The following is a 13,644-nucleotide window of genomic DNA, read 5'->3' on the forward strand; positions in this document are numbered from 1 at the left end:
GGCCTCATGCTCCGCATCCGAGGGTGACCTCGGCTTCGTTAAGCGCGCCCAGCGCGACGCGTGACACGGAAATCGTCATCGCATCGCCCGTCGCCACCGACCACGGTCGGTCGATCGCGTCCAGCTTGGCGCCCGCCTTGGCCAGGCACTTCAGCGGCACGCCGACACGCTTCCACTGGCCCTGTGGAAGCGCCGCCAGCGCCGGCCCGATGGCGATGCGCGCCGAGCAGCCCACGCCGCAACCGACCGACAGCCACGCCTCACCCTTCGGGGCTGCGTCCACCCGCAGCGTGGTCAGCAGCATCAGGTCGCCGTTGGATTCGCGCTGCAGGTCCAGCGTCGTGTGCGACTGCAGTGCCGCGACGGCTTCGCCATTGCCCGACCAGGCCAGGCGTCGTCCATCCTCCTGCGCCAGATGATCCACGCCGGTGATCTTCAGCCGATCATCGGGCAATGCGTCCGGCACGCGGGTCACGGTCAGGCCCTGGCCAGCAGCATCCTCGAGCCGCAGCGCCATGCCAGGGCCTGCGTCGCCGCGCGCAAAGAACACGCCGGTCGCGCCCTCGTTGCCGGTCACGCCCGATGCCTCCGGCAGCGCGGCCAGGTCGCCGTTATCGGCGTAGGTCAGGCCGTAGCCGGACGCAAACAACGGATCGTAGTCCTTCTGGCCGACGTTGTTGGCGTACTGGGTGGCAGTGCGCGGCCAGCTGAAACTGAGCTTGCCCTTGAAATCGTGCTGCACGCGTCCATCGCTTCCGCGCAGCAGCACATCGGCAATCCCGGCGCCTTCCGAACCCGGCAGCCACGCAGCCACGAAGGCATCGGCGGCATTGATTTCCCGGTTCACCCAGAGCGGCCGCCCGCTCAGGAAGACCGCGACAACCGGTATGCCATCGGCCTTGAGCCGCTTGAGCAGCGCCAGGTCCGTTTCGTTGCCGGGCTTGTAGGCCAGCGTCGGCCGGTCTCCCTGGAACTCGGCATAGGGGTCCTCGCCAAACACCACCACCGCCACGTTGGGCTTCACTGCATAGCGACCATCGGCGGCAAGCACGGCTTCACCCCCTGCCGCCCTGGCCTGGCGCGCGATGCCCTCGTAGATCGTGTCCGCATTGGGGAAGTCCTTGCGGGTGGTGCCGGTGCCCTGCCAGTTGAGCGTCCAGCCGCCGGCCTGCTTGCCGACATCGTCGGCACCGTCGCCGGCGACGAGGATCCGCTGCTTCGGCGACAGCGGCAGGAGGCCGTTCTGGTTCTTCAGCAGGACCAGCGATTCGCGCACGGCCTGCCGGGCAACCGCGCGATGTGCCGGCGCGCCGATCAGTGCGAACTGCCCGCCGACGGCCCGCGTGGATGGCCTGCCGGCCTCGAACAGCCCAAGGCGGAACTTGACCCGCAGGATCCGGCGCACCGCATCGTCCAGGCGTTGCGGCGTGATCCGCCCATCCTTCACCGCAGCCAGCGTCGTCTCGTAGAAACCCTTCCAGCTGTCCGAGGCCATCGCCATGTCCAGGCCCGCGTTGATCGTGGCCGGGCAGTCTGTAGTGGTGCAACCCTTGACCTGTCCATGACCATTCCAGTCACCCACCACGAAGCCACCGAAGTTCATGCGGCCCTTGAGTACATCGGTAAGGTAGTGCCGGTGCCCATGCATCTTTTCACCGTTGACGCTGTTGAACGACGCCATCGCGGTCTGCGCGCCGGCGGCGATTGCCGGCGGATATCCGGCGGCGTGGATGCGCACCAGATCTGACTCGCTGATGCGGGTGTCGCCCTGGTCCTTGCCGTCAGTGGTGCCACCGTCGCCGAGGAAATGCTTCACCGAGGCGATCACATGGCGGCCATCGAGGAACTCCGGGGTTCCCACCCTGCCCTGCAGCCCCTCCACCATGGCGGCGGCATAGCTGGCCACCACGTCCGGCGATTCGGAGTAGCCTTCGTAGGTGCGTCCCCAGCGATCATCCTGGGGTACGGCAACGGTCGGCGCGAACGTCCACTCCATGCCGGTAACGCGGGTCTCCAGCGCGGTGATGCCACCGATCTGCCGCAGCAGCTCCGGATTGCGCGTGGCGCCCAGCCCGATGTTGTGCGGGAACAACGTGGCGCCAATGATGTTGCTCTGCCCGTGCACGGCATCGATGCCGAACAGCAGCGGAATGGGCTTGCCGCCTTTCGACGTGTCCATCGAGGCGTCGTAGAAGGCGTCGGCCAGCGCCAGCCATTCGGCCGGCGAGGCGTCATAGCGGCCACCGGGATCGGAGTTGCCACCGGCCAGGATCGAGCCAAGCCGGTAGCGGCGCACATCATCTGGGGTGACGCTGGCGATGTCACCCTGCACCAGCTGGCCGACCTTTTCCTCCACCGTCATTCCGGCCATCAGGTCGGTGATGCGCTTCTCCAGCGCCGGGTCCGCAGCCAGGGGCCAGATGACCTCCGGCCAGGGATCCTTGTCGGTGGCTGCGGCGGCGGCAGCCCGGTCCTGGCCGCGGCAGCCGAGCAATCCCAGCATCAGTGCGGCGACCAGCACGCCGCTGCGGATGACGAAGGCCTGCGATGTCATGGTGCTCATCCTTCCATCTGCTCCAGTTCCTTGCCCTTGGTCTCGTGCACATGCCGGACGACGAAGATCACCGAGATCACGGCAGCCACCAGGTAGATGCCGTAGGTGGCCGCCAGCCCTGCCGCGGCCAGCAGCATCGGGAACGTCACCGTGACCACGAAGTTGGAGGTCCACTGCGCCGCGCCGGCGACCGCCAGTGCCGAACCGCGGATCTGGTTCGGGAACATCTCGCCCAGCATCACCCACATCACCGGTCCCCAGGACAGATTGAAGAACACGACATAGGCATTGGCCGCCACCAGTGCCAGCGTGCCCATGCGGCCGGGCAGCTGCAGATGCCCGTCAGCCAGCGAACCGCTGGCAAACGCCACCACCACCAGTGCAAGCGACAGCGACATCCCGGCCGAGCCGAACCACAGCAAGGGCTTGCGGCCGATCCGGTCGATCAGCAGCACGGTGACCACGCAGGCACCGATGCTCAGTGCGCCGGACAGCACGTTGATCAGCAGCGCGTCGTTCTCGGAAAAGCCGACTGCCTGCCACAGCACCGCGCCGTAATAGAACACCACGTTGATGCCGACCAGCTGCTGGAAGCAGGCCAGCCCGATGCCGACCCACACGATCGGGCGGATCCGCCCGGTCGCCCGGCTCTTCAGATCGGACAGGCGCGGGCGATGATGGTCGTTGGACAGCGAGGCATCGATCTCCTCGAGCGTGGCCCTGGCCTTGTCGCTGCCCAGCAGCCGGGTCAGCACCCGCAGGGCGTCGTCCTTGCGCCGTTTCACCACCAGGTAGCGCGGGCTCTCCGGAATGGTCAGCAACAGCAGCAGGAACACCAGTGATGGCGCGGCCTGCATCCAGAACATCCAGCGCCAGGCGGCCTGCCCGCCCCATAGCGGTTCGGTCGACGCGCCCGCTGCGGCCGCCAGCAGATAGTTGGACAGGAAGGCGGCAGTGAGGCCGGTGATGATCGCGATCTGCTGCACCGTTGCCAGGCGACCGCGGTAACGGGCCGGAGCGACCTCGGCAATGTAGGCCGGCGAGATCACGCTGGCTGCGCCGACCGCGAATCCACCCACCACCCGCGCCGCAATGAACCAACCCGAGGAGACCGCCGCCCCGGCACCGAGTGCCGACAGCAGGAACATCACTGCCGACAGGATCAACACGTTGCGACGGCCCAGGCGGTCGGCCAGCCGGCCAGCACTGAACGCGCCCACCGCACAGCCCAGCAGCATCGACGCGATCTCGAAGCCCTGCATCCACTCGCCGGACCGGAACGCCCGGTGCAGGCCATCCTGGGTGCCATTGATCACGCCGCTGTCGAAGCCGAACAGAAAACCGCCAATCGTCGCCACCACGCTGATCAGTACGATCAGCCGCGTGTTCTCACCGCTGCCTGCTGCCTGGTTCATCCCCGTCCCCTTGAGTGCACCGTTGCCGCGCTCAGCGCAGCAGGTACTGGTTGAGCAGGTTTTCGTAACGCTCCTGCTTGCCGCTGGCCTGGCGCGGCTCGCCGAGGCGGGCGGCCAGTGCCGCCAGGTCCGGCAGGCTGAGCGTGCCACGCTCGAAATCCTGGCCGGCGCCGGAATCGAAGCTGGCGTAGCGTTGCGCACGCCATTGTTCCCACGGCGACTCGGTCAGCAGTGCATGGGCAACCTCCAGCCCGCGTGCGAACGCATCCATGCCGCCGATATGGGCAATGAACAGATCCTCCAGGTCGGTCGACTCACGGCGCACCTTCGCATCGAAGTTCAACCCGCCCTCCAGCCCGCCCTGACGCAGCACGACCAGCATTGCGCCCACGGTGTCGTACAGATCGCTGGGGAACTGGTCGGTGTCCCAACCGTTCTGTGCGTTGCCGCGGTTGGCATCGATGCTGCCGAGCAGGCCATGATCGGACGCGACCTGCAGGTCGTGCTCGAAGGTATGGCCCGACAACGTGGCGTGGTTGGCCTCGATGTTGAGCTTGAAGTCCTTGTCCAGCCCGTGTTCCTTCAGGAAGCCCACCACCGTGGCACTGTCGAAGTCGTACTGGTGCTTCATCGGCTCCATCGGCTTGGGCTCGATCAGGAAGTTGCCCTTCAGCCCGATGCTGCGGCCATAGTCGCGTGCCATGGTCAGGAAGCGCGCGAAATGCTCGATCTCCCGCTTCATCTGGGTATTGGCCAGCGACGCATAGCCTTCGCGCCCGCCCCAGAACACATAGTGCTCGCCACCGAGTTCGACCGTGGCCTCCAGGGCGGCCTTGACCTGCACGGCTGCACGCGCGACCACCGCGAAGTCGGGATTGGTCGATGCGCCGTTCATGTAGCGCGGGTGCGAGAACAGGTTGGCCGTGCCCCACAGCAGCTTGACGCCAGTGGCCTCCTGGCGTGCCTTGGCCAGGCCCACCATATGCGAGAGGTTCTTCTGGTACTGGCCGATGTCGTCGGCATCCGGCGCCAGGTCGATATCGTGGAAGCACCAGTACGGCACGCCCAGCTTGGTGAAGAACTCGAACGCCGCGTCCACCTTGGCTTCTGCCGTGGCCAGTGGCGAGGCGGCCTCCCACGGGAACTGCCGGGTGCCCGGGCCGAACGGATCGTGCCCGGCATTGCAGAAGGTGTGCCAGTAGCACACGGCGAAGCGCAGATGCTCCTGCATGGTCTTGCCACCGATGACCCGGCTGGCATCGTAGACCTTGAAGGCAAGCGGATTGTCCGAGCCCTTGCCCTCGAACGGAATGCGGCCGACGCCGGGGAAGTACTCCTTGGCGCCGATGAAGGGCTGCGTGCTCATGGTGCGTGCTCCTGTCGTTGTACGGGGTGTCGTGGAGGAGCCATCAACCGCGCTGCAGCGGCGTGATGGCATCGAGATGACTGAGGAAGCGTGCGTAGGCCCGTGCATAGGCATCGCTGCGATCCGGATCCGGTCGTGCGGACAGCGCGGGATCGACGGTGACGTGCCGTGCGGTGATGTCGCTGATCGAAGTGGCGTTGCCCTGCGATCGGGCGAGCGCCCACAGCGCCTGCAGCGCCGCTCCAAACGCCGCACCCTCGGCCTGCACCGGGACCTCCACCGGCAGGCCGAATACATCGGCCACCAGCTGACGCCAGGCAGCGCTGTTGCTGCCGCCGCCGGTGAGCACGATGCGATCGAACTGCATGCCCGCGCGGACGAAGGCGTCGTAGCCGTACTTCAGGCTGTAGGTCGCGCCCTCCATGGCGGCGCGGTACACATGCGCCGGGGTGAAATTGGCGATGTCCAGGCCAGCCAGCACGCCCTTGCCGAGCGGCAGGTCAGGGGTACGTTCGCCATTGAGGAACGGCAGCATTACCAGGCCCCCTGCCCCCGGCGGCGTTGCGCGAAGATGCGCGTCGCCGTCGCGGCTGCTGAAACCGAAGGCGCTGGCCACGCGTTCGGTGGCCACGGTGCAGTTCATGGTGCAGATCAGCGGCAGCCAGCCCCCCGTGGACGAGCAGAACGCCGCCCACGCGCCATCCGGATCGATCACCGGCGAGCCGGAATACGCAAACAGCGTTCCGGAGGTTCCCAGGCTCATCGCCAGCCGCCCTTCCGTGACGCAGCCGGTGCCGATCGCCGCCATCATGTTGTCGCCGCCACCAACGGCCACCTTCACCGCCGCTGCAAGCCCGAGCGCGGCCGCAGCCTCCGGCGCGATATCGAACAGGGCATCGGGCGCAGCGACCGGCGGCAGGCAGGCAGCAAGATCACGATCAGGATCGGTGGCGCGCAGCAGTTCCTGCGACCAGGTGCGCGTGCGCACGTCCAGCCAGCCGGTTCCGGACGCGTCGCCAAGCTCGCAGAACCGCTGCCCGGTCAACACGAAATTCAGGTAGTCGTGTGGCAGCAGGATGGTCACCAGCCGCGCATAGGCGTCGGCACGGTGGGTGCGGGTCCAGGGCAGCTTGGACGCTGTGTAGCCGGCCAGGATCGGGTTGCCCGCCAGCGTTATGGTTCGTTGGAACCCGCCCACGGCGTCCATGATCTGGATGCATTCGGCCGAGGTGCTGGTGTCGCACCACAGCTTGGCCGGTGCCAGCACCTCGCCAGCATCGTCAACTGGCACGAATCCATGCTGCTGGCCCGATACCGCCAGCGCAACGATGCGTGCGCGCAGCGAGGGATCGATCCGGGCAAAGCAGTCGCGCAGGGCCGACACCCAGTCGGCCGGCGCCTGTTCACGGCTGCCATCGGCACCGCTGTCCAGCGCGAGCGGCGCGCTGGCCGAGGCCACCACCGCCTGCTTCCGCGGGTCATAGACCAGCACCTTCAGGCTCTGCGTCCCTGCATCGATCCCTGCAACCAGACCCATCGAAACCGCCTCCGATCAAAAAAGGTAGCGCTAACATTCCGTGGACTCAAAAAGGGGGCGTGGTGTCCGGCCCCCTCGTTGCCACCGCGCGCGTCATCGCCCGCGGTGTTGCCGCACTGTAACCAGCCGCAGCGGAAAAAGCGTGCTGCAACGCAAAACCCTGCTACGCGCTTGCTGCCGTCGAACGCCACACGTCCACGCCGGACCTGCAGTACTGCGCGATGAACTCCGCCTGCGCCGGCATCTGCGCGGCGGCCTGCTGCACAGGCCGTTGGATGCCCTTCAACAAGGTGCGCAGATCGACATCACTCACGGCCCGCGCCAGCGGGTGCGCAGGACCGGGCGCGATGCCCTGCCCGAGCAGCACGCTGGTCCAGGATTCGACGCGGAACAGCTCGCCGGGGTCCTGCCACGCATGCGCACGCTCGCGCCACGCCTGCAGCCGATGCTGCAGCGACTCGGGCACGCGCATCTCGCGACAGGCCTTCCACATCGGTTCGCTGCGCTGCGTGGCGTGGTAGTGCAGGATGATGAAGTCGCGCACGTGCTCCATTTCCTGGCGGCTGACATCGTTGTACAGCTGCACCAGCGATGCACTGATGCCGTCGAACGGGAACAGCTGGATCAGCCGCACCACTGCGCTGATCGTCAGATGGATGCTGGTCGACTCCAGCGGTTCGATGAAGCCGCTGGCCAGCCCGAGCGACACCACGTTCCTGTTCCAGGCCTTCAGCCGGCGTCCACTGCGGAACGGCACCTTCCATGGATCGCGCAAGGGTGGAGCCCCGGCATCGCGCAGCAGTTTCGCGGCGGCCTCGTCATCGGACAGATGGCGGCTGTCATACACCAGCCCGCAGCCAACGCGGTGCTGCAGCGCGATGTGCCAGCGCCACCCCGCCTCGTGGGCGATCGCCCGGGTATAGGGCGCCGGCGGCGCCACCGCTTCGGTCTGCACCGCCACGGCCCGGTCGCACGGCAGCCATTCGTGCCAGTCCTCGTAGCCGGTGCACAGTGCCTGCTCGATCAGCAGGCCGCGGAAGCCGGTGCAGTCGATGAACAGATCGCCCTCGATCACCTGGCCGTCGTCCAGCACCAGCGCCTGCACCGAACCGTCGTGCGCGTGCTGCCTGACCTGGGCGATCCGGCCTTCGATCCGGCGCAGGCCGTGGGCCTCGGCCCTGCCGCGCAGGAACCTCGCATACAGACCGGCATCGAAGTGATACGCATAGCTGGCCTGCGGCTGGGTGTGCAGCGAAAAGCGGTCGCCACGCGAGGCGATGCTCTCCAGGCAGAAGTCGCCCAGGTCCGAGGGCATACCGCGGCGCAGGCTGTCCAGCCAGAAGTGATGGAAGGGGGCCGCCCAGGTGCCATGGCCGATGGTGCCGAACGGATGGAAGAAGCGATCGCCCGGCAGGCGCCAGTTCTCGAACGAGATCGACAGCTTGAAGGTGCCGGCCACCGCGCGCAGGAACTCCTGCTCGTCGATCTGCAGGAAGCGGTGGAAGGTGCGGATCGGCGGCACAGTGGACTCACCGACACCGACCGTGCCGATCTGCTCGGACTCGACCAGCGTGATCTGCAGCTGGTCACGGAACTGGTGCGCAAGCGCGCAGCCGGCCAGCCAACCCGCCGTACCGCCACCGGCAATGACCACCTTGCGGATGCGCCCTGAAGGCGTGCTCTGGGTATCCAAAACGACGCCCTCTCTCAACGGTTGAGCCTGCCCAGCAGCATCGCGCGCATGCGGCGGGCGCGCTGCTCGTCGAACGGTGCCAGATCCCCGCGCGCGGCGTCAGGCAGGTGCTGCCCCGCGCGCTCGCCAGGGCCGAATGCGTAGTAGCGGAAGAGCCCTTCCCAGGCCTGCTTTTCGCGCGCCGGCAGATCACGCACGGCCCACATCGCGTGGTGCAGCGCCGCCAGCGCGGATCCCAGCCAGGCCGGCGAGCTTCGCCACCAGTAGTTCACCAGCACGTTGAACGGTTCCAGGCTGCGTACATGGTGCCACCACATGCTGGGGATGAAGATCGCATCGCCGGGCCCAAGCACCGCGCGGCGCGCGTGCGCCAGCGCCTCGCGGAAACGTGGATGCCGATCGAAGTCGGGCTGTTCGAAGTCCACCACGCTGACCACCTGTCCCCCCGGCGTGGGATCGAGCGGGCCCGGATACAGATTGTCGATCTGGTCGGGCGGGAACAGGGTGAACTCGCGCTGCCCCACCGCGCAGCAGGCGAGGTTGTCGGGTGTGTCGAAATGGCACGAGGCCGTCACCCGGTTGCCGATCCAGATGCTGGCGGTGGCGTCGATGCCCTGCTTGGCCAGACCGGCGTCGTTGGCCTGCGCGAATGCCGGTAGCAGTGCCCGCGCGATCGGCAGCGAGGCCACGTAGTAGGTTGGCGGTTGCGGTGCATGCAGCGTCATGGCGATCTCTTCCAGCACCTGGGCCAGCCCACCGCGCCGTACTTCGAAGTTCAACCGGGTGAAGTCCGCGCTGTAGAACGGGCGCCCCCCGATCTCGGCGCCGCCGAACGAGTACTGGATGGGCGCACCCGCATCGACGCTGCACAGGTACGCCATTGCGTCCTGCACCCCGCCCAGCCCGGCCTGGACCAGTGGCCAATCGGTGGCGATGCCGCGCAGTACGACCGGGTCACCGGCCTCCACCAGGGCCGCCAGTGGCAAGGCGGCAGGATCGATGCCTTCCAGGATCCGCATCGGCAGGCTGGCGTGCACCGGTCAGTTCCTGGCCGCCTGCGCGGTGCCGTGCTGGACGCGGAGACGGCGCTGCTTCTCGGCGATCAGGCGGCGCATGTTATGCAGAGAGGCAAGCATCAGGTATGCACCTTCCAGGTAACCGGCGCGGTTCAACGCAGCCAGGCGCGAACTGTCCAGCGCCGCCAGGCGCTCGCGGTCGATGCCGTGCAATCCGCTCACGCTCACCCGGTGGTGCGCCGCGATCTGCACGTCGAGCGTGACCGGCTGGATGAGGCCACAGTCGTCGAGCATCGTGAACATCCCGGCCGCGAAGGCACTGCCCTCGTGGATGCCGCGCAGCACGCTGGCGATGTGGTCCAGGTAAGGGGTGTTGCCGCCCTGCGGCAGGAACACCGGCTCGCCGCCCCCGTCGGTGACGCGCGGATGGTCCAGGTCCACGTGCATCACCGCATCCTGGGTGAGCAGGCCATCCACGTGGTGCTCCTGGAAGCCGATCAGGAACGGCCCTTTGGCCGCCGCGCCAGGCAGGTAGGAAGCATTCCAGCGCCCGTCCTGCAGGAACAGGTTCTCGTGTTGCTCGAAACCCAGCAGGGCCACGGACTGCCACGCTTCCGTCCCGGTTTCCCTGCGCAGGAAGATCGGATACTCACGCTGCAGTTCTGCGAACTCGCTGGGATAGGCCGGCACCATGCCCACGGCATCGCCGAACTGCGGCCCGAATCCGGTGGCGACCTTCAGGTCCCGATGCGCGATGTTGTTGAGCATTTCGTAGCGGGCCATCAGGGTATCCAGTGCGGGGTGGCTGGCCGGCAGCGTAGCGCAGGCGCGACAGCTGCGGCGACACCGTCCCGGCACGGCACCGCTGGCGGGCAGCGGTGCCGTGCCGGACGCATCGGCAGCCAGGCTCAGAACTTGTAGCGGACGCCCAGCATGTAGCGCGGGCTCTGGTCAGCCAGCTTGACGATCATCTGCGACGTGCGCGAGCGCCACCGCACATCCTCGCCGGTCAGGTTGATCGCCTCCAGGCTGAAGGACCAGTGGTCATCCAGCGCGTAGTTGACGCTGAGATCCCACTGCTCGTACGGCTCCACATAGTACGGATTGCGGCTGGAGCCCTGGTTGGCCAGGATCAGGTACTGGTCGCGCCAGTTCCATGCCAGGCGCACCGACCACCCGTACTTCTCGTACATCAGCATGGCGTTGGCGGTGTCGCTCAGGCCGGTGAGCGAGAACTGGTCGATGCCCGGATCGCCGCCATTGTTGTAGCCGACATCACCTTTGACCACGGTGTAGTTGGCCAGCACGCCGAAGCCGGTGTCACCGAAGAAGTACTGGCCGCCCAGCTCCCAGCCATGCAGCTTGGATTTGTTCTGGTTGATCGGGCGATTGACGTTGAACTGGTACAGCGGATCGTTGGGCTGCCCATACAGATCGTAGGCCGCTTCGGTGGCCAGCACCTGCGCATCAGTGCCGTTGTAGGCGCCGAGGCCGGCAGGATTGTTTCGCAGCAATGCCAGCGCGGTGAACAGCGAGGTGTCGTTGGCCGAGCAGGCAGCGGCATTGGCCGGCCCGACCTGGGCGACGCAGGCGCCGCTGGTCAGGAAGTCCAACGCCGCCCGCGCATCCGGCCCGGAGGTCGGGTCGGTGAGGCCGTAGAGGCTTTCCTGGACGACGGTGTTGCCGATGAAGTTGCTGACCGACTTGTTCCAGTAGGTCAATGACACATAGCTGGCATCGGCGAAGTACCACTCCAGCCCCAGGTCGAGGTTGTCCGATTCCAGCGGCTTCAGGCTCGGGTTCTGCGAGTTGCCGCTGGCGCGCGACGAGGGGTCGATCAGCACCGAGCCGAACGGCTGCTGGGCCCCGGGTCCTGCATAGAGATTGCCGTACGGCGCGCGGGCGATGCTCTTGCCGAACGAAACGCGGCCCTTCAGTTCCTCGGTGAGGTCGATGCTGAAATCAAGGTTGGGCAGGATGTAGCTGTAGCGCGCCTTCTCTGTGAAGGGCTGCTGCTCATCGGACAGCACGATGCGGAAATCGTTGTTGGCCTGCCACTCGATGGACTCGGGGACGGCAATGACCGAGGTCGACACCACGTCAGTGGTTTCATAGCGCACGCCCAGGCGGGTGTTGGTGCGCATGCCACCCAGCTCCCCGTCCAGCTCCACCTGGAAGTACGCCGCCTTGGTCTTTTCTTCGACGAAGTTGTCGGCCGCGCGTTGCGGGTTCACACCCAGGCCGACGCCGTACTCGCGCGATGCCCATTGCGCGAGCTGCCCGGCATTGCCGCGCCAGGCGGGCCAGCTGTTGGCACTGTAGTCGTCGAACAGGCCGACGATGCTGACCGGCTGCAGCAGGTCCATCAGGCCTGCGGCGGTATCCCGGTCCACGTTGGCCACGCCCCAGTCGCCCAGGGTCGAGTAGGCCTCGGCGGCCTGGATGCGGTGGGTGGTGGACTTGTTGGTGTCCACGCCGAACTGGAAGCGCCCGTGGTCGAAGTTCCATTCGCCATCGACGCGCGCCTGCTTGATCTCGCTGATCTGGGTCTGCGCGTTGACGCGCAGCACCTGCGTGCCAACCTCGCCTTCCTGGAAGCCCGGATTGACCACGCCATTGGTCCCGGCGAGCGCATCGGCGGTGCTGGGATACCAGACCTGGGTGCCAACCGGCAGGCCATTGTTGAAGTTCAGCTCCTGCACCCAGGAGCCACCGCAATGCGGGCCACGGGTACAGTTGTTGGTGCCGGCGATGCTCATGAAGATCGAACCACCGCCGGTGAGCGGATCATTCGGGCGGCTCTCGTTCTTCGAGTTGTGCGCATCGAAGCTGAGCTTGAAGCGGTCGCTGACATTCCAGACGGCGTTGAAGCCCAGCGAACCCAGCTTGTACTCCTGCATGCTGCGCTGCTGCTCCAGGCCGAAATCCTTGGTGCCGGCGATTTCACGGATGTAGACCGGCGTCGCGACGGCGCCACTGGTGTCGAACTCGACGTTGGTGTAGTTACTGTTCTGCAACCACATGCCCTGCTCGCCACGATTCTCGGTGATCTCGTTGGTCGAGTACGTGTAATCCACGGTCAGAGTCAGGCTGTCCGTCGGTGCGAACTGCAGCACGGCCTGGCCGTTGACGCGTTCGCGCTCGAATTCGGAGAACGCGTAGCGCAGGTCGTTGGGCCGCGCGTAAAGCTGGCCGACGGCCGGAGCATTGACCACGGTCGGGTTGCCCGGCATCGACCCTGTCCACGGCTGCACGTTCCAGTAGTTCTCCGTGGCCTGCACCGAGCCACCCTTGCGCTTCTGCTGGCTCGCGCTGAGGCTGACGCCAAAGGTCTTTTCCGGATTGCTGTAACTGAAGATGCCCGACAGCTCCGGTGTCAGGTCATTGTCAAACGGCTGGCTCTGGTCGGACACCAGCTTCGCCCCGGCGCTGGCCACGATGCCGGCGTGATCGAGCGGACGCGAGGTCAGGATGTTGATCGTCGCACCGATGCCACCGCTGGGCACCTGCGCCTGGCTGGTCTTGTAGACCTCGATACCATTGATGGCCTCGGCGGCCAGCTGCGCGAAATTGAAGGCGCGGGTGCCGCCGTCGACACCGCCGATGGCGACCTGTCCAGAGGCACCGAATGCATCGGCACCCGGCATCTGCCGACCGTTGAGCGTGACCATGTTGAACTGGGGGCCGAAGCCACGCGCGGTCACCTGCGCACCCTCGCCGTCACGGCGCTCGATGGAGATGCCGGTGATGCGCTGCAACGACTCGGCAAGATTGGTATCGGGGAACTTGCCGATGTCCTCGGCACTGATCGCGTCGACCACGCCCGCCGAGTCGCGCTTGATGTCCATGGCCTGGCTCAGGCTGTTGCGTATGCCCGTGACCTGCACTGCATCAAGCTGGGTGGGTTGCGACTGGCTCTGCGGCTGCGGCCCGGTCGCCGGTGCGGCGTCCTGCGCAAAGGCGGGATTGATGACCAGGGCACCACCCACGAAGGTGAACATGGCCCGGGACCGGAACTTCGCCAACGCGCGGCTCATGAACCGGACCTCGGGCCCGGGGTGCC

General features: G+C 66.7%; 8 protein-coding genes. All 8 read right to left on the reverse strand.

Features of this window, described 5'->3' with window-relative positions; genetic code table 11:
* Positions 1–4: 4 nt before the first annotated feature.
* Positions 5–2,563, reverse strand: a complete 2,559-nt coding sequence (locus AC5P8U_RS08930) for a glycoside hydrolase family 3 protein (protein ID WP_495214103.1) — start codon at positions 2,561–2,563, stop codon at positions 5–7.
* Positions 2,560–3,969, reverse strand: a complete 1,410-nt coding sequence (locus AC5P8U_RS08935) for a sugar porter family MFS transporter (RefSeq protein ID WP_439426908.1) — start codon at positions 3,967–3,969, stop codon at positions 2,560–2,562. Before AC5P8U_RS08935 ends, AC5P8U_RS08930 begins: the two co-directional genes overlap by 4 nt.
* A 31-nt stretch (positions 3,970–4,000) precedes the next feature.
* On the reverse strand, positions 4,001–5,335 hold the full coding sequence (gene xylA, locus AC5P8U_RS08940) for a xylose isomerase (RefSeq protein WP_072167081.1): 1,335 nt from the start codon (positions 5,333–5,335) through the stop codon (positions 4,001–4,003).
* A gap of 43 nt (positions 5,336–5,378) precedes the next feature.
* On the reverse strand, positions 5,379–6,872 hold the full coding sequence (gene xylB / locus AC5P8U_RS08945; protein ID WP_353762573.1) for a xylulokinase: 1,494 nt from the start codon (positions 6,870–6,872) through the stop codon (positions 5,379–5,381).
* A gap of 163 nt (positions 6,873–7,035) precedes the next feature.
* A complete protein-coding gene (locus tag AC5P8U_RS08950; protein WP_495214105.1) occupies positions 7,036–8,565 on the reverse strand; it encodes a tryptophan halogenase family protein in 1,530 nt (509 codons plus the stop codon).
* Between the two features lie 14 nt (positions 8,566–8,579).
* On the reverse strand, positions 8,580–9,602 hold the full coding sequence (locus AC5P8U_RS08955; protein ID WP_134971000.1) for a cupin-like domain-containing protein: 1,023 nt from the start codon (positions 9,600–9,602) through the stop codon (positions 8,580–8,582).
* Between the two features lie 3 nt (positions 9,603–9,605).
* A complete protein-coding gene (locus AC5P8U_RS08960) occupies positions 9,606–10,364 on the reverse strand; it encodes a SapC family protein (protein ID WP_494534206.1) in 759 nt (252 codons plus the stop codon).
* 125 nt (positions 10,365–10,489) lie between these two features.
* Positions 10,490–13,618, reverse strand: coding sequence for a TonB-dependent receptor (locus tag AC5P8U_RS08965; protein ID WP_312249936.1), 3,129 nt, complete (start codon positions 13,616–13,618; stop codon positions 10,490–10,492).
* Positions 13,619–13,644 lie beyond the last annotated feature (26 nt).

This window comes from Stenotrophomonas sp. YJH_SMC_81 (assembly GCF_059370875.1).